The organism is Acidobacteriota bacterium (genome assembly GCA_003225175.1).
In the GTDB taxonomy this organism is placed as follows: Bacteria; Acidobacteriota; Terriglobia; order Terriglobales; family Acidobacteriaceae; genus Gp1-AA112.
In genome coordinates, this window is record QIBA01000034.1 from 131,280 (window position 1) to 153,557 (window position 22,278).

Consider the following 22,278-nt stretch of genomic DNA (forward strand, 5'->3'; position numbering starts at 1 on the left):
TGAACACGCCGCGAGCGGTAGAAGGACCAGGACCGCGAACCATCGGGTTGAACGCACAATGAGTCGAGTTGCCATTAAATTAGAAGACGCCCGTCAAGGTCTGCAGATTAGCGATCGCCAATCGGTATCGAGCTTGGCCGTCATCATAATTGTTGCGGGCCGTAACTAACGAATTCTGCGCGTCAACAACTTCCAGCGCCGTGGCTTCGCCGCCGCGATATCGCAGGTTCGTAAGTCGCACGCTCTCGGCAGCCAAGTCAGCAGATTGTTGCAGCACGTCGAGTTCGATTTTCGCGGCTTCGGCTTCCGCATAGAAGGTCTTCAGATCGCCGAGGAGCTTGCGTTGCGCAGCCGATAACTCTATTTGCGCCTGCTCGCGCCGAAGTTCGCTTTGCTTCACCTTGCTGCGCGTAGCTCCCCAGTTCCAAATTGGAAGGTTTAGGGCTGCAATTGCCGAATACCCGAGATTGCGGATCGGACCTTCCGGCGTGAGCGTGTGCACGGCGAACTGCGGAGCATCGATTCCGTAGAAGTAGTCCAGCGATAGTGTGGGCAAGTATGCGGCTTGCGATACGCGCACTTCATATCCCGCCGCACGTAGTGCCTGCATGGCTGAATAAAGCTGTGGATTCCTGCTCTTCGCTTGTTGCTCCACTTCTTGCATCGGGGGTAAGGGCGGGGGCAGACGCAAATCATCGACGGTTGAGTAATTCTGGTTAAAATCTGGGAAGACGAGCAGCGCCAGTTCGATGTGGCTGCGGTTCATTTCGAGTTCGGCTTCGCGAAGCGCGCGTTTAGCATCGTTGGCTTGTAGCTGGGCCTTGATTACGTCGGAATGGGCAACCTCGCCTCCCTGCTCCAGCTTTTGGCTTAGATCAAAGAAGCGCTGAGCTTCGTCGGCTGCAAGTTGTGCATTAGCGTACTTGCGGCGGGCTACAATCTCGGCATAGTACGTCTTCACAACAGTTGCGACCAGCCCGCGCGTAGCGACTTCAGCGTTGGCTCGTGCTGCCGCCTCTGCAGCAGTAGTTCGACTGAGATCGGCAAATTGTCCAACACTCAATTGCTCGTGAGCATTCGCCTGACTGACATACTCATGAACCGCGTTGTTGGCGATGTACCTGGGCGTGGAAGTACCGTTCCCCTGGGTATACAGATACTCATTGTTGTAGGTCACACTAGGCAGGAGCCCAGCGCGCGCCTGTACGTGCTCTTCGTGCGCAATTCCAGCCGCGGTCAGGGCGGTGCGATAAGTCGTGTCGAGGTTGCGCGCTCGCCGCAATGCATCCAGAAGCGTAATCACGACAGGCGCATTCGAATCGATCGCGGCAGGCTGGCTCTGAACTACGGGTGGACTGCCGCTCTGCTGCGCACCAGCGCAGGCACAGAGTAGTGGGACTATCGCACAAATGCCTGCTCTCAACTTCCACGAACGCTGCTCGATCACGATTCCTCCAGGACGAAAATTATGGCAGAGTCTCAAACGCTAACACGCGAGCAACCGTATCTATCTTCGCCCGGTGACGCCGCCAAGTACAACCGGTTCAGTTCCGGAACCAAGAACACGTGTCTTCGCCCCGGGGGCCGTCGGCACCTTGACGGTGATCTCATATTGGTCAGGATCCTTCCACTGGTACACGGCTATATCCCTCAGCTCCAGGTACATAGATGCGTTTGTGAGCTGAATCGAAAGCCATGCCATCAGAATGGCCCGCTGTATCCCAGGCTGTATCTAGAACGACGAGCTTGGTCGGCTTGCGGCAAACGATAAATAGCCGATGATGGGATTGATCGAGGATCATCAGCGAGTTCTCGCCACACACTGAACGCGACTGGGCGCAACTCGCTGAGATCCGAACACACGATTATCAACAGATTTTCATCTTGACACCCTCTGGTTGTATTTTTGGAATGAGCATGCCGCTGCTCGCTCCTCTGCCGTATAGTTTTGTTGGTCATCTACTGTGTCATTCTCAGCTGAGGGAGACTATGCGATTTCGGATTAGAACCACCATGTTCCTGCTATTTGGCCTGGCGCTTTCCTGTGCATACGCGATGGCGCAAGCTTCTCAAGCCGGCGGATACCATCAAATTCACGAGTACAAACTGTCGGGCGATACGGGCTGGGATTACCTCACGATGGATGCGTCCTCGCGCCGGCTCTATATATCGCGCGGCACGCATGTGCAGGTTCTCAACATTGATACAGGAACACTTGAAGGCGACATTCCCGATTTGAAAGGGGTGCACGGCATCGTCCTGGACAAAACCAATAAGCAGGGCTACATCAGCGACGGGCGCGATAACTCCGTGGTAGTGTTCGATCTGGATTCGCTGAAGTCGACCGGCAAGGTGCAAGCAGGCACTAATCCGGACGCGATTCTTTTTGATCCGGCAACGAAAAGAGTCTTCGCCTTCAATGGGCGCAGCAACAACGCAACCGTCATAGAAATCAAAGACAACAGTGTTGCGGGAACCATAGATCTAGGCGGCAAGCCGGAATTCGCAGTGTCAGACGGCAAAGGCAAAGTCTTCGCTAATTTAGAAGACAAGTCCGAGATGGTAGAGCTGGATGCAAAGGACCTCAAAGTCCTGAATCACTGGTCGCTTAAGCCGTGCGACTCGCCCAGCGGGCTCGCAATCGACGCCGACCACGAACTGCTTTTCGCCTCATGCGATAACGAGATGATGGCCGTGCTCGACGGCAATAGCGGCAAAGTGGTAAAGACGGTTCCGATTGGGAAAGGCACGGACGCGGCGGCCTTCGACAAAGTACTTAAGCAAGCCTATAGCTCCAACGGTCAAAGCGGCAATATCACGATCGTGAAGGAAAATTCGCCAGCTTCCTTCGATGTTGCAGCCACTGTGCCCACCAGGCCGCGTGCACGCACAATGGCAATTGACGAGAAGACACACAATCTCATCACGGTTACAGCCGATTTCGAGAAAGCTCCGGAAGCAGCGGCAGGACAACCAAGGCCGCGTGCAAAGATGGTGCCCGATTCCTTCGTAGTGCTGGTGTACGGCAAGTAGGATAGAAACTCTAGCCCCATTCCTGCTCAGCCCCGCTTATAGCGGGGCTTTCGTTTTGATCTCCTACCACCAAGCATGACAGGTGAAATAGCTTGTGGTAGAACCAAATGTTTGCCCACGCACATGAAAATCCCACCATCAGGACCCCAATGTTAAGAGCAGCCTTTATTGCTCTTTCTGAAAATCGTTCCCTGCGGCATTGGGCGGAAAGTTCTTCGATTGGGCACCGCGTTTCCGGACGTTTTGTAGCCGGTACGACGATCGAAGAAGCGTTAAAAGCCACGCAGGAGACAAATGCTCACGGCATGAGCGTGAGCCTCGATAACCTCGGCGAGAACGTCACCAATCCGGATGAGGCTCGACAAAGCGCGCAGCTTTATCACGAACTGCTCGACCGCATTGACGAACGACGGCTCAATGCAAATGTCAGTCTGAAGCTCACACACATGGGCTTCGATGTCGATCGGCAGCTTGCCGTTGGCATCGTGCAGCGCCTGGTACAACATGCGCGTGAGAAGCGCAATTTTGTTCGTGTAGACATGGAGGGGTCTCCCTACACGCAGCGCACACTGGATTTAGTCCAGCAGATTCATGCCCAAAATGGAAATCGCGGAGCCCTGGGAGCTGTGATCCAGGCTTATCTTCGTCGCAGCGAATCCGACGTTCAGAGCCTGATCTCGCAGGGTATTCGGATTCGACTCTGCAAAGGCGCCTACAAGGAGCCCCCGGAGATTGCCTTCCCCGAAAAGTCTGACGTCGACGCGAATTACGTCAAACTCATGAAACTGCTGTTGAAGAGTGGGATCTATCAGGGCATTGCCACGCACGATGAAAAAATGATCAAGGCGACGATCGCCTTCGCGCAAGCAGAGACAGTCCCCGCGACAGCGTTCGAATTCCAGATGCTTTATGGAATACGTCGCGATTTACAACGTGAGCTGGTCAAGCAGGGCTGGCGCATGCGCGTCTACATCCCATTCGGAACGGAGTGGTACCCATACTTCATGCGACGTCTTGCGGAACGTCCCGCCAATGCGCTGTTTGTAGCGAGGAACCTGCTGCGGTAAAGGCAGCGTAAAGGCAGCAATTAGCAATTAGCGATTAGCAAAAACAAAAACGCCGGGGCTATGTCACCCGGCGTTTGCTTTTGTTCTTAGCTTATTGCTAATTGCTAATCGCTAATTGCTGCCTTTACGCTAATCGCTGCCTTTTTGCTGCCCTTTACCTCGGCCCGCCCGCGTTGCTGTCTTCGGGATTGAATCCTGAATCGAGTAATCCCTTGAGGGTTGCACGCTCCTGATCGTTGAACGTCGAGCGGAAGCGATCGGAGTTCATCGTCTGCTCCTGCTGATCAGGTGGCATCTGCCGCAGCCCAAGCCATGCGCGCCGCACCGTGCGACGACGATCGTCGGGAAGCTGTCGCAATTGCTGCAGCGAATTCCGCAGCAGATCCTGACGCTCCTGCGGTAAAGCCTCAAAGATCTGCATGCGTTTTACGGTGCGCTTCTGCTGCTCAGGAGGCAGGTTATTGAACTGATTCAGCCTTTGCTGCAGGTGCTGCTGCTGTTGCGGATTGAGCTGCTTGAATTCCGGATCGTTCGATAGTTCCTTCTGCCGCTGCTCCGGCGAGAGATTCAAATGCTCGCTGAGCCACTTTCCCGGTCTGGGAGCATTATTCTGAACTCGGCCCGCAGGCATGCGCTCCCGATCATGCTCATTGCGAGCGCGATTCTGATTTGATTTCTGCGGCGCCGCGATCCCCGGCAGGCAAAGAGCGCCAGCCAGCAACACGACTGTAGCGGATTGGCGCAGAAATTTCATTTTGGAATTCCGTCTGTATTCTTCTGCCCGATGTTCTTACTCGCTGATCGGAGCCTGCGAGTTGTCGTTCGAGCTATCCTCATCCAGGTCCTGAAGCTCGCTCAGAATCTGCTGATTCTTATCAAGCGCCTGCAAATCTACAACCGGGCAAGCCGCCTGCACAACTGGATGTTTTCGACCGCCCAAACCGGGGAATTCGACATACACGCCCACCGCCATCACCAGCGCAAAGACGCTAGCCGCAACCGGCTTCCAGCTCAGATGATGAACACCAACCTTCTCCAGCCATTGCGCAATGAGTCCCTGCGGTTGCTGCTTCAGCTCGCGGAGACGTGCCTGGAGCCGCACGTCAAAGTATGGCGACGGCTCAGGCGCTGTCCACGTATCGAGCACATTCATAGTGGAACGCAGGCTCTCAAATTCACGTTCACAGGCGGCACATGCGGACATGTGCGCCTTTACGCTCTCACCCGGAGCCGCCCCTGAAAGCGCAGCCTCGAAGATTTCGTCTTTTAACTCTGTGCACAACATGATTGCAGCCTTTCCCGGAAGTAAAACATTTACACAAACTCTTTCAACCGCTCGCGCAGCGTCTCATAAGCGCGGAACAGCAGCGACTTCGTCGCCGACTCGCTCAACTTCAGAACTTTGCCGATCTCCTTGTAATCGAGTCCCTGGTACTTATGCATCAGGACGGCCACCCGCTGCCGCTCCGGCAATGCCATCACATGCTTGCGGATCGCCGCCATGCGTTCTTCGCGAAGGATGTCCGCCTCAATCGTCGGCTTGGCGTCCGCCACGTCCGGTGTAGTTCCCGTTTCAAGATCAGGCTCGTCCAAGTTCACTGTCGGGGCCGTACGCTCAGACCGCGTATCCCGAGCATGATTCACCGCCAGGTTCGTCGCGATCCGGTACAGCCAGGTACTGAACTTCGCCTCAGCTTGATACGAGCTGCGCGACCGATACACCCTCAGGAAGACTTCCTGCGCCAACTCCTCGGCGATCGCTTGATTGTGCGTCATCCGATACATAAAACTAATGATCGGACGACGAAACTTCTCTACCAGATATCCAAATGCCGAGTCGTCGCCAGTCCCGGCGAGCAGCATGACTTCAGCGTCCGACATCTCGCTCAGTGGACGAGAAGCAGCCCCCGTAGCAACATGACTTGGCCCACCATTCGAGCCAGAAACGGTGCCGGCAACGCCTCGATACCCCTCCGGATTGAGAGCTATCGTACCCACACCCCTTTTAACCCTTTCAGGCGACGAAAGTTGCGTTGGATCAGAGGAAGGTAAACCACTGGATTCACGTGACTTAGGACGGATTGGCTCGTCCGAAAACGGCATGGTAAGAGAGCACCTCAGCGAGGCTCAGCCAAATTAGACGCATATCCCCGACGCGAGGGCAGCTAATTGTAACGCTTTGTGAACCCGGCCGCAGTACCGCCCGCCGGCGGTAGCTGCGGGTGAATCCAGACGGCTGAGGCGTGTGCGTTGAGCGCCCAGCAGCTGCCGTCGCCACTTCTGATCTCACCCGGTCGCCTTCAGAGTTGCTTTCGACGAAAGCATCTCGCGCTGTGATCATTCACAATCCCCACAGCTTGCATGAACGCGTAGCAGATCGTAGAACCCACAAACCCAAACCCACGCTTGCGCAGCTCTTTACTCATGCGATCAGAATCCTCCGTGCGCGCCGGGAGATCCCCCATAGCCTGCGGCGCTCTAGCGCGCTTCTGCGGCGCAAACTGCCAGATATATCGATCGAAGCTCCCAAACTCCTTCTGCACCGCCAGAACCACTTGAGCGTTCTGAATGACCGAAGCAATCTTCATGCGATTACGCACAATTCCCGAATCGGCCATCAGCGCTGTGACTTTCTTCGCCGTGTACCGCGCCACTGTTTCCGGTCGAAACCCCTCAAAGGCCCGAAGATAGTTCTCCCGCTTCCTCAGAATGGTCTCCCAACTGAGGCCCGCTTGTGCTCCCTCCAGACACAAAAACTCAAACAAGCGAGCGTCATCGTGCAAAGGCACACCCCATTCCAAGTCGTGATACCGAATCATCAACTCACTCTTAGCCCAACCACACCGTGTCAGTTCTGTCATTTTCTTGCTAGTGATCTTTGTCTTCTTGCTAGTGATCTTTGTCCTTTTCTTGGTGATGATCGTGTTCATCCTGCTTCGTGGTGATGATCGTGTTCATCCTGCCCTCGCTATTCAGCTTCGCAGCCATCTGACATACTGTCTCGGGCGTGCCGAGGGATCTGATATTTCTCTCATTCACCCAACGGCTACCCCAGCCGGTACTGTTCCCTTCGCCTATTGCCTATCGCCTATCGCCGCCTTTATCCTGATCCTACCGCGATCTTTCGGGCGCTTAACTCAGCGGTAGAGTGCCATCTTCACACGGTGGAAGTCATAGGTTCGAATCCTATAGCGCCCACCATTTCTCTTTCTTGCAGCTTATCTAGCCTTTGTATCGCTGGAATGCTTTGCGAATATTGCATCCTGTCGGCCTCTCCCCTAAGTGACGGGATCGTATCGGGTAACAGCGTGGTGTGTCCCCTTCACGCGTGGAAGCTCGATTTGGAAGACGGCAGAGTACAACGTCCCGCTGAAGCAAGGGCTCCCGGTGGACATGGAGTCCACGCATCCTAAGATGGGCTTCCTGGTGCAGGAAGCCGCCCAGCGGAGTGGCATGCTGCTGATGCAGAAACAGAGAATTGCTGGAGATGATACGAATCTCGGTCCCGTCAGCGATCGATAGCAGGTCTGATTTGAATCTGGACCTTGTCTCACTCTTGTTTTCGTGATAGCAGAGTAAGAGTGAGGCTTGAAAATGGAACTCGTTGGGAATGGCTCGGAGGCGCAGAGCGATACCAGGCCGGCAGCGGATTTCCCTGTTGCTTCACTGTTAATTCACTGCTCTCGCAGGCATCTCCAGTGTTTATGCGGGTTTCACGCAGCCGAAGAAATTCGCTGTTATTTTCGCTGATAAATTCACTGTTAATTCACTGTTAGTCCTCTGATCAGCGAATTAGCAGTGAATTTGGCGGGCACCTCACGCTGGCAGCAGCATCCCTTTCTCCAGATGCCAAGGGTGTGAGCATATGCTGCGGCGTTCCAGTGTCGGGAAAAGCGTTCTCGCAATGCGGGAAGACTCGGCAACGGAGCGTAATACTGCGCCTATTGATGGCTGCAAAGGAGCCTCAAATCGCCTCTTTGCGAAGCTCGCCACCACCGTTGACCGTCTTGATATCCAACGACCGCCCGCCACCATTGCCAATCGTGCCGTGGACCGAATGTTTTCCGATGCTGCCCTGCATCGTCAGGGGGAAGTCGGATTCCAGACGCCCGTTCACGCTTTTGAAGTCCAGCTCCGTGTTCAGATTCGAGGGCAGCTCCAGCTTGACGCTTCCGTTCACCGTCTTAAATTCCAGATCACCTGACCAGTCGGCTCTTCCAATCTTCGCTTGAATCGATCCATTGACACTCTTGGCCGATGCCCAACTTAGCGTCGAAATGTTAATGCTGCCATTTACGCTATCGCCTTCAACATATCGTCCCATGGACTCTGCACGAACGCCCCCGTTCACATTCTTGCCCACGAAGCGAAGGTTGCGAGGCATGTGAATAGTGAAGTCAACCTTCGCGTTGTTGTGGCTGCCGCCGAAATGCGAGTTCGACTCGCAGTTGTCGGAGCTGAAGAATCCAGGATATAGCGCGCAGATCATCACACCATCGTTAAGCTTGACTACTTGAATTTTGACGTCTTGCGCATTCTCGCCGCTCTTTACGGCGCTTACCTCTACCTGATCGCCATTTGCCGAACCCGTAGCCTCGATGTCCCCATTGATGTTCTTGATCATGACTACTTGATCCGGCGACAGCTTTCCCGTCCAGTGAAACTCTCGGCCGTTGTCGGTGCCTTGGTCCTGTGCCCACCCGGTTGCGCCCAAGATGATAGCCAGAACTGAAATTCCTATGTGGCCAATCATTCGTAGTCTCATTTTCGACCTCTCATCGTTTCTCAAGACGTGTACGAACTAGCTTTGTTAGCGGTTCCCGCAGGCGAAGAGCAGTATGGGAAGAGCAACAGAGACAAACGGCTGCCGCTTTCGATTATCTCCGAAAGGGAATCGCGCCCTGCGTTCGCAGAGCCATTACTTCGAAGAAGCACCCTGCGTCATAGTGAAACATACTTGGCTCTTCTGCTCCGTGGTTCCGCAACTCAGTCTCAGTTCAGCACCGCGAGCTGAACTGGGAAAGCGCAACGTGAGTGTCTGCGCAGAGGCATCAAACGATGCTGGGTTTACGGCCTTACCGTCCAGAGTGATGGTGGCAGGCTGGCGCTTCACGCCGTATATGACCGCCTGAATCTGATTGAACCAGGGAGTGAACGTACCTTGCTGCGGCGAAATGTTCAGGCGCAGAGCGTCCTGGTACCCCTCGCACGTGTAATCGACGCGCAGATATTTCCCCTGCGTGTAATCGAAACTGACGCCATCATCCATATATAACGACCCCTGGCAGGTGCGGTCTGGGTAGATGCGGAGTTCCAGTGGACCTTGCGGTTTTTCCGTTGTGCTCTGAACCAAAGGCTGGCGCGGGATGATCGCACCGCCCCGAACATAGACATGCAGAATGTCGAGCGCCGGTTTGACTGTGAGATCGCCCGGCTGAAGCATCTTACCTGTCCAGTAGTCGTACCAGAGGTTCCCGCTTGGCAGCATGACTCGGAAATCCTGCAGAAATTCGTATGGCTCCGGCGCGACAAGTAGATCGTGGCCGAACATGTACTGATTATTTGCCCAGGCACCTTCTGTGATCAGAGGCTCCTGATCGGAATATTCAAGGAACATCGGACGCATCAGCGGAATACCGTCGCGCGTGGCTTGTTCCATACTTGTGTATATATAGAGAAGCAGCCGGTACCGCTCTTCTATATAGCGCTTGCGAATGGCTTCGTGCTGCGGACCGTGAACCCACGGCTCCTGGTCGGCAGTTCCCTTTTCTGTATGATCGCGATCGATCGGATTGAAGGCGCCGAGCTCCAGCCACTTCGTCAGCAGATCGGCTTCCGGACTTCCTTTGTATCCGCCGATATCGGCTCCCACCATGGGAAACCCGCTGATCCCCAGATTCTGAAGCATTGGAACCGAAATGCGCATGTGATTCCAGGTGCTTGAATTGTCCCCGGTCCAGGTAGCAGCGTACCGCTGTCCGCCGATATAAGTAGCGCGCGTGAGCACAAAGGGCCGCTCGTTTGGACGAAGTTTCAGCAAACCTTCATAAGTTCCCTGCGAATTCAGCATGCCGAGCAGGTTGTGGATCTCACGCTGTGTTGTCTCACGAACGGGCCGTCCAGGCTCTTCCACGCGATCTACAGAGTCGACAGGTATGGTCTTGGTTGAAACAGCGAAGACGGAAGGTTCGTTCATATCGTTCCAGAAACCGGCGACGCCATCCTTCACAAAGTCTTTGTAAAGACCGCCCCACCAGTCGCGGACAGACTTGCGCGCGAAATCAGGAAATACGCTAATGCCCGGCCAGACTCTGCCGGCGTATTCGGTTCCGTCTGGATTCTTAATAAAAGCATCGATGGCTTTGCCGGAATCGTACGGAGCATATCCCGGCTCCTGCTTGATGTGGAGATCCGTAATCGCAATCGTGTGCACACCTTGTTTTGCAAATTCTGCAATCATCCCTGTGAAATTCGGGAATCTCTGTTGATCGACGGTGAAGACGCGATTCTCGCGTTGATAATCAATATCGAGATAAATCACATCGAGTGGGATTTTTTTCTGCTTAAAGGTCTCCACCACCTCGCGCACGCGCTTTTCGGGAAAGTAGCTGTATCGGCATTGCTGGAATCCCAGGCTCCACAGCGGAGGCAGCGGTGCACGACCCACCAGCGCGGTAAACGTGCTCACCACCTGCTTCGGACGAGGCCCATAAATGAAGTAATAGTCAACCTCGCCGCCATCGGCCCCAAACGAGTACTCGTCTGCCGACGCTTTGCCTAAATCCCAGTGCTGCCGGTAAGTATTGTCGAGAACAATTCCGTAGCTCGTTCCCTTACGTACAGCGAGCAGAAATCCCAAGGTCTTATAAAGAGGATCGGTGGACTCCTGCCACGCGTAGGCGTCGGTGTTCCACATCGTGAACGCCTGATTGCGATGATCGAGTGGGCCCGCCTTGTCGCCTAGTCCAAAGTAGTGCTCGTCTTGCGGCATTGACTTGGTGACGGTGAATGCCTCGCCTTGCCACGTGATACCAGCCGCGTCGCGTGAGATCAGAGTGCCGTCTGCCGCGAGAAAGCTAACGCTTGAATTGCGACGATCGACCTGAATCTGCAAAGCTTGCGTAGTTAGCTCAATCCGATCAGCAGCCTCTCGCACCTGCGCCTTGGCCGTTGCAGCCTGCGCACCTGCAGGAACCGGCAGCACAGCATAAGAATACTTCTGCGGAAACTCCGAACCGCGAGTTGCGCGAACGCGAATCACGTCATCTTGCAGGACAGTGATCTGCAAACGTCCGTTTTCGCTGGCTACTTCGACACCATTCGGCAGCTGATGGGACGCACTCACCGCGCCCAATACGACCGGAGGAGCAGCTGGTTGCAATGGACGTTCCGTCTGACGCGCCTGTGGAGCGCCGCTTACATTGAGAGAGGAGGTTTGAGAGAGCAGAAATGGAGCGCAAGCAAGCAGGAATGCTGCAATCGATCGAGTCATATTGGATTGGGACAAACAGGCGAAGGTAGGGCATGGAGGGGGAGCATGTCAATCGAGGTCGGCGACGAGAATAGATCGAATTGAATGAGCAGATAAGGATCGACAACGCCCCACCGCAATAATGGCTGCGAGGATCCGCCTATACCTCTTCGAATAGATGTATCGAACCACCTTCAGCAAGGAAATCGTCGCTGAGTTCCTGCCGCCTGCTCGCCATATCAAACGTCAGAAGCTAATCATCCTCTGCGACGGAATGCCTTCGGTTCCGCGAAAACAAGCACTCGCGCAATTTCTTTCCCAAAAAGGGTACTGGGTAATCTATCCGCGCTGGCGAGGAGCTTGGGAGAGCGGCGGCCGCTTTCTTGAAAATTCTCCAGACAAAGATGTGAGCGACATCATTAACGAACTGCCCAAGAAAATTCGTGAAGCCGCCTTTGGCAAGACCTTCGCACTTTCACCACAAGAGATTTACGTCATCGGCGGAAGCTTCGGTGGAACCGCCGCAATCCTTGCATCCCTTGAGCCGCGCGTGAGCAAGGTGATTGCGAACTGTCCTGTTGTCAACTGGAACATCCTCCCTCAGGAGCAAAAGAAAGAAACATCGAATCCAAGCTATGCGGCATACATTCGCGACGCATTTGGCAATGGCTATCGCCTTTCGGAGAAGAACTGGGCCAAATTAGGAAACGGCAGATTCTTCAATCCAACGCATCATATTCACGAACTCACGCCTTTCAAGATCATGATCTTCCACGCCAAGGACGATCCGTACATTCCGTGGAGATCGGTAGAGCGTTTTGCCTTGCGCTCGGGGATCAAGCTTAAATTGCTCGCAAGTGGCGGTCATCTTAGGACTGAGGATGTGGTCCGCAAGTATTGGGTTCAAATCACACGATTTTTCGCATGCTGAAACCGCCTTCTCGTTCGCGAGCCATTCTTAAGAATGTCCGCTCAATGAGCAAGAACGACTCTGGTAGGGAACTTACAAGAAGGAAGTTGCTCGCGAGCCGGACTGGCATTCGCCGAATTGCATTCCGGCAACTCAGCAGCAGAAGGCGGATGAACCCAAGCAGCACCAATCTCTACGCCGATCTCCTGACGACGTGGTGCACTAATGCCTCGCGTTCTTCTGTTCTTTTCTTTCCGTAAACATCACGATGGCACCATCTGGATCGGAGACGCTAGATTCCTGGTCAAAGACTACTCCGCGCTGACGCAGATCATTCACAATGCGTCCGGCATTTGTTACGGAAAAAGCAATCCGAGGCATCGGAAGTGGATTATTTGATTCCAGTCCTATCTGTTGACCGGAGCTCCCTGGCAGTCGCAGAGTTATCACGCCTTGTCCACCTGAGTCCTCGAAACCCAGCTTGGTCGCATAGAGAGCGCGCGATTTCGCGAGATCCTGGACTCCGACCAGGACACTCTCGATATGCATGATTCCTTGAGCTGCGCCGAGATGTTTCCCACGATCCTGATAATGAAGGGATCCTGGCATGTACTGAGTGAACTCCAGCACCTGATCTGCTGGATCATGAATGATGAAGAGCATGTTGCCGGCGCGTGCTTTCTTGGGTTCCGGTGCCTTGACCCCTCGTTCGACATATTCCTTCTGCAACGCCTCAATGTCGTTGGTTTCATAACAGAGGTGCATTAATCCAATCGGCTGTGAATCATCTTTGCGCTGATAGAGCTCAATGAATTGATGGTCGTTCACTTTTATGTAGGAAACGGGCGGGTTGCCCAGATCATTGAACTCGAACGACTGCTCGAATCCCAGCTTCTGATAGAACGCGCGCGATTTCGCAACATCGCTCACTCGAAACGCGACGTGCGCGATTCCAACCAACGATGGCAAAGTTTTCTCTTTGGTGTCGCTGACTGCTGACTGAATGCTGACTGCTTCGTGTGAAATGAAAAATGCAAGCAGCAGAATCGATAGCAACCTTATTCCCATCGTGGCACCAATCCCAGACATTAAGCAAAAACGGACTCAAGAGTACCTGACTCCGAAGGAAGTCGCAGTGGGCGTTTCAATACGCAGTGCTCCAGCACACCAATCGCAGATTGGGGACACGAAATGCGAGATACGCCTATCTTTCCAATTTGTCTGTGCTCAGGTATCAGGTGGGACAATAGACCGTCAGGAGCAATTGGCATAATTTTTCGTTGGAGGACGCAATGCGCGATTACGAAATCTTGTGCCGACCAGACACGCCGGGAGTTTGTTCGAGCGCTTCCTCTTCTGGGAAGCATCGGAGTGCTAGGCAGTGCAACCTCGCTGCTGGCTGAGCAAAAGAAGGACGAAGAGGAAGAGGTTTCAACCAACGAGGACCTGAAGACGCAGGACGACCGCAATCGCCTCACCGACCTGGAAGCTTTCAACCGCATGTATGCGCCGCACGAGGCGCGTGAGGACACGGTCCTTTTTCCCGAGCTGCACAAGATCGTCTCGCCGCACGAGTACGACGCGATGGGCGAGCAATTCGAAACCAGGGCTGTGACAAGTACGCGCTCAGTGATTCGTCGGCCGGCCTGGTGCTGTTTCAGAAGTGTATCCACCAGAGACACGAGCTTGCCAGCCTTGCGGAAGCGTGGGAAGAGATGGTCCTCCTCAACCTTCTCGTGGTACTCCTCAATGAACTTCCGGATGATGGTCGCGCCATCGGTGACGGCTTGTGGAGGGAAATCCTGCCTGGAACGAATGCGCCCGAATGATTTCGTCATAGGCCAGCAGCACGCGGTTCAGAATCCCATGCTCGCGCATGGTGCTTGGTTTGATTTTTCTCCTCATCACGGGTGCAGGGAATTGGTCATTGCCTCTGCGCCAATCAGCCAAGAGCACTATCTAGCAACAAGCAGGCAGCCCCGTGACCATTTAGCGCAAAAGCGGGGAGAAGTCGGTCAGGGCGAGAAAGGTGGAATCAATTTTTTCGGTCAGTTTGCCGTTCACTTCGGATTTTTCCTTAACACTCTTCCACTCCGCATCCTCCTGGAAGGATTTCCAGTTGGCGGCTGCCTCTTCGCGGCTGGGATGTTGCAGGATGTAGACCAGGGTATTGCCTTTCAATGGCTCATCTACAGGTGTCCAGTAAGCGACACTCTTGATTCCATGCCGGTCAAAAAGCTTGATCGTGTGATCGCGGAAGCGCGCCAGCAATTCTCCCAATTTTCCAGGGGTCGCGTGATAGACCCGGAGTTCGTAAACCATGGTCGACGCTTGCTTCGGATTCGTGTTGTCTTGTTGCGAAGTGGCCCAAAGCGATCCGGGAAGAAGTGCCGCCGCAGGAAGCGCCTGGAGCAATGTTCGTCGTTTCACGGCACGCATTCTAGCAGACGGCTGAGGCAATGCCGCCAACTGCGGTTAACCATGGCGGCCAGCCAGCTCGCGACATACGCGCTCACGTTTGCTGTTCGATGTAGCCGACCCGCGATCGCCGGCTGGCGATTGGCCGAGATGGGAACAGCTTGTGTCTGCCCTGATGGCTCGGAGCAGATCTTGGCGAAAGGCCTCTGCGATCGCGGATTTAATAAATTCCCAAAAAAGCATTACGAAGCAGGTGGAGGATAAGTCCAAGCCAGTCCACGGCGAGGAATACGCACAAGATACGTTGGCAAGTTCCGCTCCATCTCACGCGCGGACGGCATCCAAAGTTTGCAAGCTCTTGGTTGCGACCTGAAGTTCAGAATGCACCTTAGCGAGGGTTGTGTTAACTACATCCGCTTTATCGGTCAATCCACGGAGCTGGGCTGCGGCAATGATTTCTTTAGCTTGATGCTGCAATCGCTCGAACATCTTCATGAGGTACATCAGCGAGTCGGCATGCGGCTTCCAGGCATATGCCGAGCCTCTCCTGTGCTTGAACTCCAGCAACTCAGTGCAGATTCGTACTTTCGCTGTAACCAGACTCACTAGGGCATCCGCGTAGCTCGCACGAAAACTCTTCTCATAGCCATATGCACTGCGAAAAGCATCGGCTTCCGGGGCACTTAAAGAAACGTTCATCTTTGGAAGCGGTACGGTAAAGCAGACTTTGGGATCAGCGGCCTGTACGAAAATACGGATTTGCTCGCATGTTTGCCTGAACTTGGATTCCTCTTCACTCGCCTGTACGGATGTGAAAGCCCCCGTTACTGCTTCAATAGATCGATCACCGACATCGCGTTTGGAACTTGCGGACATTGATGCGGCAGATGTTTCGGGAACAACACTTGAGCGAACTGCCGTCGGCAGAGTGGCGCTGCGTTTATCCACAGCTTTCTTGAAGGTTGAGACCCTCTCGAAATCCTCGCGAGCCCGACCATATTCCTTACCGAGAATCTGCTCATCTTGCAGTTCGGTGAGGTGTTTGACCCTGACCTCTCCGTCCACTCGGCTCATGATACTCGTGCCCTCTTGCTGTGCGCGTTCTGCAAAGCTCTTGATTTGCCTGGTCGCTTCAAAGAAAAGATCGTCGAATCGTTTCCCGAAAATCCCGTTAAAGGCTCCAGTCACGGTAAGGACTCCCGGATGATAAAAAGACGTCCCAAACGATTTCTTCAGGTTGTGTATGCGGCCCAGGATGCCGCTGTCCATGAGCTGATCGAAGGTGCGCAAGTCGATTAGCTCTTGCAAAAAAAACTCGTATTCCCGCATCAATTGCGCGTGCTCGGCAGGCAGCTCGCCCGGCTGCATCCCTGCCAATACGCGATCAATCTCAGTCCCGAATGCGTGGGTCGCATGGCCGAGGTAATCGGGGCGAACGGGCAGTTTCTTGAGTACATCAGACAATCCCGCCTCCGGCCGCCGACACAGAAAGCCCAGCACACAATCTGCTTTGTCTCGGTCAAGATCGTTCAGCGAGCATTTCCTGACAAAATAACGCAATAAAGCCTCGGCGCTATCACAATGCTGGGTTGCATGAAGCTGATCGCGGAGCATGGAAGGAGAGACGGCTAAATCCAGCATGCCGAGCCACCGAAGAGAGGTGGAGAGCACGTCGTTTTCATCACTTTTGGATTGCGCTTGAACGACTCCCTGTGGAACAGGGACTAGATAGCCCAGGCTGCTTTCCAATATTGCCACATAGAAGCGATGGACCAGACTGAGGTCGAGCAGTTCATTTGCAGGTTGCACAACCATGCTCCGATGCGGGTAATTGAGCGTCTGCGTGGCTGTAGAACTGTACTGAGCCGACAGTCTGCTTTCAAGTGACTATGGTCACCTGGTGTTTCATTGGAGAGTCCAGCCATCGCGAGTTGAGAGCGGAAGAGTCTTGTATTGGTCATGCCAACTCGGGTGCCGGTTGCAGTGAAGGCGGACTGGTTTGTTCTCTCGCCTGCACGACGACACTCTTGGTTCTCATGACTCTATGCTCAGCGTTCATTGAGCCAAACGGCACTGGGCGTGGCACGGTTGCGGGACAGCGTTTCCCGCGTAGAATGTTGCCAGAACTGCTCACCACAAAAGACAAGCGAATGAGGATTTGGAATTCGCTGTTCTGTCAGGAGATTCCCATGACCGCCAGCACCGTCCCATCCATGCCCGCGGCGTCCCAGAGCTTCGCCAACATCCAAGTAATGCAGCTCACCACCGCATACTGGACATCGCGGTGCGTGCACGTGGTTGCCGAATTGGGAGTGGCTGATCACATCGGCGACTTGCCGCAATCCACTGAATCTCTGGCGAAAGCCAGCGGAATCCGCCCGGATGCGCTGCATCGAGTGCTGCGTCTGCTGGCCTCAGTCGGGATCTTCGAATGGAAAGACAATGCCTGGCATCACAATGAGGCATCACGCTTCCTGCGGTCGGACCATCCTGCCTCTCTGCGTGACTATGTGCGCATGCTGGGTTTGCCGGTCTTCTGGAGCGCGTTCGAAGAACTGGAACATTCGTTGCGCACCGGCGAATCCGCATTCGCAAAACGGCACGCAGGCGGTGTATTCACCTATCTCGCGGAGCATTCAGAGGAATGTCACATTTTCGACGCGGCGATGAGCTCGAAATCACACCGCGACATTGCGGCGATCTTGCCGGTGTACGATTTCTCCCAATTCGCGACTATTAGCGACATCGCCGGCGGACGCGGACACCTGCTGCGTGCCATTCTCAGGACCTCGCCGACGACTCAGGGAATTCTTTTCGATCAGCCGCACGTTGTGGCGGAGGTAGTGCCGGAAAGAGGCGAGAAGCTGGAAGTGGTCAGCGGCGATTTTTTCTCCGACTGCATGCCTAGGGCTGATGCCTACTTGCTGATGAATATCATCCACGACTGGCGCGATGCGGACTCCATCAAAATCCTGTCCGCGATTCGTCGCGATATGCCGCCGCACGCCAGGGTGCTGCTCATCGAAACTGTGGTTCCGTCCACGCCAGGACCACACCTCTCCAAGGAGCTCGACATAGCAATGATGGTTCTTCCTGGCGGCAAGGAGCGGACTGAAGAAGAGTATGCCGAATTGGCTGCAAAATGTTTCCTTCGATTAAAGCGGGTGGTAGAAACTATGGGCCCTATTCCATTCTGGAGCTGGTCGCCATTTAACCAAGGTACCAAAGGAGACATCCTGGGAGCCCCCGGATTTGGCGACTCTGAGCTTTGGTTATTTAAGAGTGTCATCGGGGGTCTAAGACTCTAAAGATTGTCATTCTGAGGCCCGATGCTCCGCCTTGGAATTTTCAGTTTTTATTGTGAGGCCACGATGGCGTCGACTTCTGCCTTCGGCCGTCGGGGAAAAAGAGTCTGACGTCCCCAATGTTCACTCAGGTCCCGCCACCGTGGTTTTGCAGAAGAAGGCCTCAGGATGAGAGGCTTTAAAGATGCCGACTCAGATGACGGCTTCAAAAAACACCATTTGGTCCCGCCTCCATCAGCAACACTCTTGACAGCGGTCTTGGGCCAGGCTTGCTCCGATTCTGATGCCGCCTTCAGACGGCTCTCACATACACCCAGTCGTCGGGATAGTCATGCACGTAAGAGTCACGTTTTCTTCAGGATAGCCGCCCCTGTCGGTTCTTACACTTTCGTTCGTTGCTTCCCTGCGATAAGTGCTCTACGTTGGTAGTGTCGTCGGCCATGGTGAATCCAGAAGAACTGCAACAAATTGCCGCTGAGCAAGTGGATCGGCGCCGGGACCCCCGGCTGAATCAGCCGGCGGGAGTAACCGTTCGGGTTGAGCAACAGGACGGAGGCGGCGAATTCCAAGCCGTTCTCGTGAACGCTAGTGATGGGGGATTTGCGATCCGGCATTGGCGGAGGGATCTGCTGGTCGGACAGAAGGTTCGCATTTCCTATCCTTCGCGAGATGAAATCGCGGCTTGCGTGATTTGGAACTGGGCCGTCGGGCCAGTGGTGATTTCAGGTCTGTGCCGGGAATCTGCAGTAGGTGCGTTCGGCGCAAACTTTCCTGGAATGCAGCGTGCGAACGGAGGATTTGCCGACTCGAACTCCCGTCTTCAGGCGTGGGCATGGGCGGCGTTAACTGGGCTTATGGCTGCCGCTGCCTGGTATTTGCGTGACAAAATTTTATGAGCGTGGAGCGTGCTCCGTATGCATGAAATGAAGCGACGATATCCCCGCTATCCCCTCGACAAGCCTCTCACCGCATATCGGCTTTACGAAGAGATGAGGGTCGGTATTCGCGGCCGTTGGCAGCAGTTTGGAGAAGGCGGCATGGGAGCACAGATGTCGGAGCAGTTGCGCTCCGGCGAGGTGGTACAGATGGAGCTCTCGCCGTCACTCAAGGTGTACGCCGCGGTGCGGTACAGCCGCGCCTTTTATCACGGCTTCGAATTCGTGCTCCTGAAGGATCGGCAGAAGGCTGAACTTGCGCGGCTCAGTCGGGAGATGGGCGACAAGACTGCTGCACAGGCTGCGCCGAAGCCATCGTAGAGCTGCAAAGAAAAAATCGCGCAGGAAATGCGGCGGTCCTTTACTTCCCTACTTAGCTCTCTTTCTTATCGCCAGCCGTCATTTTTGGGATCTAGCCATGAAGCTAGGGAGCTGGATGGCACTGCATCGTCGGGATGTATTCGATTCCAGTCTGCGCGTACTTCCTTGTTCCATCGCCTCATGTCGTGTACGAAATTGGCGTTCATGAAGACACGATCGCATGCGTTGCCGGCGGACTGCCATTGCGTGCCGTCGGAAAAGAGCACTCGGCTTACCTGGACTTCTACTCCGCGCATGTTTCGCCACCTCGAACCAAAGTACTTCTCCTGATCCTTTGTCGGCTTAACTACGAGCCCGCCAGAACCGGGTGTGGTTTCCCAGGCGGAGTAGTAGATATCGGCGGCTCGGTACTTGGCTCCGGCGCTATCCAGCACGAACAGCCGGAACTGAGTTCCAGAGACGATCTTGCTTGATTGATTCGTGAACCAGAGAACGATGTGATCGCCGCTCTGCAATCGAACGTCGGTGCCGGCCACGGAGACTACTACCGGACAGGCGGGCGACGTGATTGCATTCTGAGCAACGCCAGAAGCACACAAAAAAAGTAGCACCGCCAGAGATTTCATAGAGTCCTTGACCAGACGCACTTGGGTAGGTATTAGTCAGGTTCTCAGCAATGCCGCTGGCAAGCAACATTACGCTCGTACACGCCGGTAACTTGTTCTCTCGAGAATCCTGTGAGCCGGTCGGAGCCATTGGCAGGGCAACTGCTGGGAATCGCGATTAGATCGATCTCGCCGCAAATTCTTTGGCAGGCGACAAAGCCAGGAGCTGCTTTTCTGGCGGAAACGATTCGGGTTTTAACACCGTAACTTCTTGCGGGGAGACTCTCGTTTCGTAGGCACGCACAAACCTGTCGAGCGCAAGTTCGGTCGTTACAGGAAGCGCAATTGACGCGATTAGAATTCCTCTCCTCACTCGCTCTTGGCCGGCGTTGCCACTGGCATCGCAACCTATGAAGGCAAGATGAGCCCATCTTCCGCCTTCTTCTGCGAACGCCTTCTTTGCGCCGAGCGCCATATCGTCGTTCTGCGAGCAGACGAGATCAAGATGCGTCTGCTTTGACGTTGCTAGCCGCAGTCATAACTTTACAGCGTGATATCCGCTTTCTTCGGTGAAGCGTCCACGCAACATTCGTAGCTGAACGTTTGCCGGCCTCGCGCGTTCTATGCCAATCGTCCGCTGTTCTGCCGAGAAAGCTCCCGACGACCCTTGGATATAGAGAATCATTCCGCCTTGAGGCAGAAGACTGGCGATTTGGCGAGCCTGGATGCGCCGACTTCCCTCCTGATCGATGGTGATGCAGAAGGTTGGGACTTTCCCATTCACGCGCAGCTCCGTCAGGTAATCGACGTCCCTGTTGACGACAGCCCACTCAATTCCATGTGACACTGCTGTACGCGCGACTTGAGATAGTCCTGTGCTGTGCCACAGGATGGCAGATGATCGCGTCAGGTCGCGCTTCAGGCGGGGATTGAATCGCGTCGAGCAGTTGCTGGCTTTGGTTGATGGCGTCGCCGTCAGCGAAAATGATAGTTCCTTCAATGCTCAGGCGCTCCGCCATTTGTGTCACCGCGCGGGCTTGCTCGCGTTGATATTCGTTCTCGTTGTTAACCAGCGAGACCAGGACTTTGAGTTTCTTCATGAAGTCATTCCAGGTAGTGGAATGATAGGGCAGGAATCTGCGGGAAAGAAGGTTACTGCCGGGGAACGATTCCTAAAGGGAAGTTGATGACATCGACCTTTGGTACCTGAAGCTAAACCTTGCTTGCGTTGGCGATTAAGAAGCCGCTGCCTCGGCGCGACCTAGAATGCGCCGCACCTGATCGATATGATTAATGTCGTGGCCAGCCATGTGTCGCGCGAGATCGGCAACAGTGATCTTGCCCCGCTCGGCGTGGATTCCATACTTTTGCCAGTCTTCCGAGTTGAGCTTCGCCAGCATGCGTAAGTTGGCAGCACGCAGTAGTCGGAATAATTCAAGCGCCTCACTGGGATTCCACGATGCGTAGTCCCCAAGTCGGGCCCACTGATCCTGATCGAATGAGGCGAGATCACAACCGCAGTGCTCGATCATCTGGCGGTAGCGCCAGGCGGTCGCGATTTCATCGTCGGCGAGGTGCACGAGGATTTCTCCTATTGACCATTTTCCCGGAGCCGGACGCGCGCGCAGCTCGGTGTCTGCTGCGCCTTTAATTAGATTCATCAGAATGATCGGCGCTTGCTCCTGCATAGCGAGGGGATCGTTGCCCTCAGTGTAGCTGTCGAGGTGTTGTTGGTACTCAGTCATGGCGGCTTGGAGCGCAGATCATTCTACCCAACCGGACGAATCGACAGACCCGGGATGCGGAGCCGGAGGTGATCAGATGTGAATGACTTCTGTTTAGGCGAGCTTGCCGCGAAGATCATCATCCCAGATGAACTTTTCGGGCTCGAGGCTTTCGACGCCGATCTGGCCGTCCTGTTCAGATCCTGATTTGCCGATCCAAACCACCTTGAATTTCGCGCGCCGTGTATGGCGTGCGATCCAGAGAATGTCGCCCTCGCTGACCCCGTCGATCTTCATGAGCTTGGCACCTCGTCCAGAGACTTCGCAAGTACATGCGGCCCGAACCTTTGTAGGCTCATCGTGCGGCGAGATCTTCACAGGAAGGACAACGGTTACGCGATTGTCTCTGCGCATCTGCGCGAGGGATGGGCCCAAGGACATCCAGCTTGACTCCGGGACGGGATTTTTTTCAAGCGAGCCTCTCTATTA

24 protein-coding genes and 1 tRNA gene are annotated in these 22,278 nt (G+C 54.6%); 8 read left to right on the top strand and 17 right to left on the bottom strand.

Features of this window, described 5'->3' with window-relative positions; all coding sequences use genetic code 11:
* Positions 1-79: 79 nt before the first annotated feature.
* Positions 80-1,483, bottom strand: a complete 1,404-nt coding sequence (locus DMG62_05840; GenBank protein PYY23963.1) for a TolC family protein — start codon at positions 1,481-1,483, stop codon at positions 80-82.
* A 530-nt stretch (positions 1,484-2,013) separates the two neighbouring features.
* On the opposite strand from DMG62_05840, the gene DMG62_05845 reads away from it, so the two are divergent.
* Together DMG62_05845 and DMG62_05850 are read left to right on the top strand one after the other, a co-directional pair.
* Complete coding sequence (locus DMG62_05845; GenBank protein PYY23964.1) at positions 2,014-3,033, top strand: YVTN family beta-propeller domain-containing protein; 1,020 nt, start codon at positions 2,014-2,016, stop codon at positions 3,031-3,033.
* 149 nt (positions 3,034-3,182) lie between these two features.
* Entirely contained in the window at positions 3,183-4,100 is a 918-nt protein-coding gene (locus DMG62_05850; protein ID PYY23965.1) for a proline dehydrogenase, read from the top strand.
* 154 nt (positions 4,101-4,254) lie between these two features.
* Here DMG62_05850 and DMG62_05855 read toward each other — a convergent pair whose 3' ends face one another.
* From DMG62_05855 to DMG62_05870, 4 genes are all read right to left on the bottom strand, one after another.
* Positions 4,255-4,854 carry a hypothetical protein gene (locus DMG62_05855; GenBank protein ID PYY23966.1) on the bottom strand — a complete coding sequence of 200 codons (600 nt, stop codon included), beginning with the start codon at positions 4,852-4,854 and terminating at the stop codon, positions 4,255-4,257.
* Between the two features lie 36 nt (positions 4,855-4,890).
* Entirely contained in the window at positions 4,891-5,385 is a 495-nt protein-coding gene (locus tag DMG62_05860; protein ID PYY23967.1) for a hypothetical protein, read from the bottom strand.
* Between the two features lie 29 nt (positions 5,386-5,414).
* Positions 5,415-6,203 carry an RNA polymerase subunit sigma-24 gene (locus DMG62_05865; GenBank protein PYY23968.1) on the bottom strand — a complete coding sequence of 263 codons (789 nt, stop codon included), beginning with the start codon at positions 6,201-6,203 and terminating at the stop codon, positions 5,415-5,417.
* Between the two features lie 197 nt (positions 6,204-6,400).
* Positions 6,401-6,961, bottom strand: coding sequence for a DNA-3-methyladenine glycosylase I (locus tag DMG62_05870; protein ID PYY24032.1), 561 nt, complete (start codon positions 6,959-6,961; stop codon positions 6,401-6,403).
* Positions 6,962-7,226: 265 nt separating this feature from the next.
* Between DMG62_05870 and DMG62_05875 the strand changes: the two genes are divergently transcribed.
* A tRNA-Val gene (locus tag DMG62_05875) sits at positions 7,227-7,301 on the top strand.
* A 763-nt stretch (positions 7,302-8,064) separates the two neighbouring features.
* Here the strand turns inward: DMG62_05875 and DMG62_05880 are convergent.
* Together DMG62_05880 and DMG62_05885 are read right to left on the bottom strand one after the other, a co-directional pair.
* Positions 8,065-8,853: a hypothetical protein gene (locus DMG62_05880; GenBank protein PYY23969.1), complete on the bottom strand. Its 789-nt coding sequence runs from the start codon at positions 8,851-8,853 to the stop codon at positions 8,065-8,067.
* A 165-nt stretch (positions 8,854-9,018) separates the two neighbouring features.
* A complete protein-coding gene (locus DMG62_05885; GenBank protein ID PYY23970.1) occupies positions 9,019-11,592 on the bottom strand; it encodes an alpha-glucosidase in 2,574 nt (857 codons plus the stop codon).
* Positions 11,593-11,749: 157 nt separating this feature from the next.
* Between DMG62_05885 and DMG62_05890 the strand changes: the two genes are divergently transcribed.
* Positions 11,750-12,502, top strand: coding sequence for a hypothetical protein (locus DMG62_05890; protein ID PYY23971.1), 753 nt, complete (start codon positions 11,750-11,752; stop codon positions 12,500-12,502).
* Positions 12,503-12,703: 201 nt separating this feature from the next.
* Here the strand turns inward: DMG62_05890 and DMG62_05895 are convergent, their stop codons facing one another.
* The 3 genes from DMG62_05895 to DMG62_05905 form a co-directional block, all read right to left on the bottom strand.
* Positions 12,704-13,570: a hypothetical protein gene (locus tag DMG62_05895; GenBank protein ID PYY23972.1), complete on the bottom strand. Its 867-nt coding sequence runs from the start codon at positions 13,568-13,570 to the stop codon at positions 12,704-12,706.
* Complete coding sequence (locus DMG62_05900) at positions 13,570-14,319, bottom strand: hypothetical protein (protein PYY23973.1); 750 nt, start codon at positions 14,317-14,319, stop codon at positions 13,570-13,572. The genes DMG62_05895 and DMG62_05900 overlap by 1 nt, the downstream gene beginning before the upstream one ends.
* Before the next feature lie 151 nt (positions 14,320-14,470).
* Complete coding sequence (locus DMG62_05905) at positions 14,471-14,920, bottom strand: NIPSNAP family protein (GenBank protein ID PYY23974.1); 450 nt, start codon at positions 14,918-14,920, stop codon at positions 14,471-14,473.
* A 42-nt stretch (positions 14,921-14,962) separates the two neighbouring features.
* Here DMG62_05905 and DMG62_05910 point away from each other — a divergent pair, with 42 nt between their 5' ends.
* Positions 14,963-15,163, top strand: coding sequence for a hypothetical protein (locus DMG62_05910; GenBank protein PYY23975.1), 201 nt, complete (start codon positions 14,963-14,965; stop codon positions 15,161-15,163).
* Between the two features lie 60 nt (positions 15,164-15,223).
* Here DMG62_05910 and DMG62_05915 read toward each other — a convergent pair whose 3' ends face one another.
* Positions 15,224-16,714, bottom strand: a complete 1,491-nt coding sequence (locus DMG62_05915) for a hypothetical protein (GenBank protein ID PYY23976.1) — start codon at positions 16,712-16,714, stop codon at positions 15,224-15,226.
* Positions 16,715-16,788: 74 nt separating this feature from the next.
* Here DMG62_05915 and DMG62_05920 point away from each other — a divergent pair, with 74 nt between their 5' ends.
* The 3 genes from DMG62_05920 to DMG62_05930 all read left to right on the top strand — a co-directional run bounded on the left by DMG62_05920 (position 16,789) and on the right by DMG62_05930 (position 19,460).
* The gene (locus tag DMG62_05920) at positions 16,789-18,207 is read left to right on the top strand and encodes a hypothetical protein (GenBank protein PYY23977.1); all 1,419 of its coding nucleotides are present in this window, start codon (positions 16,789-16,791) and stop codon (positions 18,205-18,207) included.
* Between the two features lie 437 nt (positions 18,208-18,644).
* The gene (locus DMG62_05925) at positions 18,645-19,100 is read left to right on the top strand and encodes a hypothetical protein (protein ID PYY23978.1); all 456 of its coding nucleotides are present in this window, start codon (positions 18,645-18,647) and stop codon (positions 19,098-19,100) included.
* An 18-nt stretch (positions 19,101-19,118) separates the two neighbouring features.
* Entirely contained in the window at positions 19,119-19,460 is a 342-nt protein-coding gene (locus DMG62_05930; protein PYY23979.1) for a hypothetical protein, read from the top strand.
* Positions 19,461-19,525: 65 nt separating this feature from the next.
* On the opposite strand, the gene DMG62_05935 is transcribed toward DMG62_05930, so the two are convergent.
* From DMG62_05935 to DMG62_05960, 6 genes are all read right to left on the bottom strand, one after another.
* On the bottom strand, positions 19,526-20,107 hold the full coding sequence (locus DMG62_05935; GenBank protein ID PYY23980.1) for a hypothetical protein: 582 nt from the start codon (positions 20,105-20,107) through the stop codon (positions 19,526-19,528).
* Between the two features lie 136 nt (positions 20,108-20,243).
* Positions 20,244-20,540, bottom strand: a complete 297-nt coding sequence (locus tag DMG62_05940; GenBank protein ID PYY23981.1) for a hypothetical protein — start codon at positions 20,538-20,540, stop codon at positions 20,244-20,246.
* Positions 20,541-20,600: 60 nt separating this feature from the next.
* Positions 20,601-20,912 carry a hypothetical protein gene (locus DMG62_05945; protein PYY23982.1) on the bottom strand — a complete coding sequence of 104 codons (312 nt, stop codon included), beginning with the start codon at positions 20,910-20,912 and terminating at the stop codon, positions 20,601-20,603.
* The gene (locus DMG62_05950; GenBank protein PYY23983.1) at positions 20,896-21,165 is read right to left on the bottom strand and encodes a hypothetical protein; all 270 of its coding nucleotides are present in this window, start codon (positions 21,163-21,165) and stop codon (positions 20,896-20,898) included. Before DMG62_05950 ends, DMG62_05945 begins: the two co-directional genes overlap by 17 nt.
* Before the next feature lie 135 nt (positions 21,166-21,300).
* Positions 21,301-21,810 carry a hypothetical protein gene (locus tag DMG62_05955; GenBank protein PYY23984.1) on the bottom strand — a complete coding sequence of 170 codons (510 nt, stop codon included), beginning with the start codon at positions 21,808-21,810 and terminating at the stop codon, positions 21,301-21,303.
* A gap of 93 nt (positions 21,811-21,903) precedes the next feature.
* A complete protein-coding gene (locus tag DMG62_05960; protein ID PYY23985.1) occupies positions 21,904-22,230 on the bottom strand; it encodes a hypothetical protein in 327 nt (108 codons plus the stop codon).
* Positions 22,231-22,278 lie beyond the last annotated feature (48 nt).

Bases quoted from the DNA above. Each gene is read 5' to 3' on its own strand.
- DMG62_05920 (PYY23977.1), top strand. From the start codon at position 16,789: ATGGTCACCTGGTGTTTCATTGGAGAGTCCAGCCATCGCGAGTTGAGA.
- DMG62_05930 (PYY23979.1), top strand. From the start codon at position 19,119: ATGCATGAAATGAAGCGACGATATCCCCGCTATCCCCTCGACAAGCCT.
- DMG62_05880 (PYY23969.1), bottom strand. From the start codon at position 8,853: ATGATTGGCCACATAGGAATTTCAGTTCTGGCTATCATCTTGGGCGCA.
- DMG62_05895 (PYY23972.1), bottom strand. From the start codon at position 13,570: ATGTCTGGGATTGGTGCCACGATGGGAATAAGGTTGCTATCGATTCTG.
- DMG62_05850 (PYY23965.1), top strand. From the start codon at position 3,183: ATGTTAAGAGCAGCCTTTATTGCTCTTTCTGAAAATCGTTCCCTGCGG.
- DMG62_05845 (PYY23964.1), top strand. From the start codon at position 2,014: ATGTTCCTGCTATTTGGCCTGGCGCTTTCCTGTGCATACGCGATGGCG.
- DMG62_05855 (PYY23966.1), bottom strand. From the start codon at position 4,854: ATGAAATTTCTGCGCCAATCCGCTACAGTCGTGTTGCTGGCTGGCGCT.
- DMG62_05910 (PYY23975.1), top strand. From the start codon at position 14,963: ATGGCGGCCAGCCAGCTCGCGACATACGCGCTCACGTTTGCTGTTCGA.
- DMG62_05860 (PYY23967.1), bottom strand. From the start codon at position 5,385: ATGTTGTGCACAGAGTTAAAAGACGAAATCTTCGAGGCTGCGCTTTCA.
- DMG62_05960 (PYY23985.1), bottom strand. From the start codon at position 22,230: ATGTCCTTGGGCCCATCCCTCGCGCAGATGCGCAGAGACAATCGCGTA.
- DMG62_05950 (PYY23983.1), bottom strand. From the start codon at position 21,165: ATGAAGAAACTCAAAGTCCTGGTCTCGCTGGTTAACAACGAGAACGAA.
- DMG62_05905 (PYY23974.1), bottom strand. From the start codon at position 14,920: ATGCGTGCCGTGAAACGACGAACATTGCTCCAGGCGCTTCCTGCGGCG.
- DMG62_05870 (PYY24032.1), bottom strand. From the start codon at position 6,961: ATGACAGAACTGACACGGTGTGGTTGGGCTAAGAGTGAGTTGATGATT.
- DMG62_05925 (PYY23978.1), top strand. From the start codon at position 18,645: ATGGTGAATCCAGAAGAACTGCAACAAATTGCCGCTGAGCAAGTGGAT.
- DMG62_05955 (PYY23984.1), bottom strand. From the start codon at position 21,810: ATGACTGAGTACCAACAACACCTCGACAGCTACACTGAGGGCAACGAT.
- DMG62_05885 (PYY23970.1), bottom strand. From the start codon at position 11,592: ATGACTCGATCGATTGCAGCATTCCTGCTTGCTTGCGCTCCATTTCTG.
- DMG62_05940 (PYY23981.1), bottom strand. From the start codon at position 20,540: ATGGCGCTCGGCGCAAAGAAGGCGTTCGCAGAAGAAGGCGGAAGATGG.
- DMG62_05915 (PYY23976.1), bottom strand. From the start codon at position 16,714: ATGGTTGTGCAACCTGCAAATGAACTGCTCGACCTCAGTCTGGTCCAT.
- DMG62_05890 (PYY23971.1), top strand. From the start codon at position 11,750: ATGTATCGAACCACCTTCAGCAAGGAAATCGTCGCTGAGTTCCTGCCG.
- DMG62_05865 (PYY23968.1), bottom strand. From the start codon at position 6,203: ATGCCGTTTTCGGACGAGCCAATCCGTCCTAAGTCACGTGAATCCAGT.
- DMG62_05900 (PYY23973.1), bottom strand. From the start codon at position 14,319: ATGACGAAATCATTCGGGCGCATTCGTTCCAGGCAGGATTTCCCTCCA.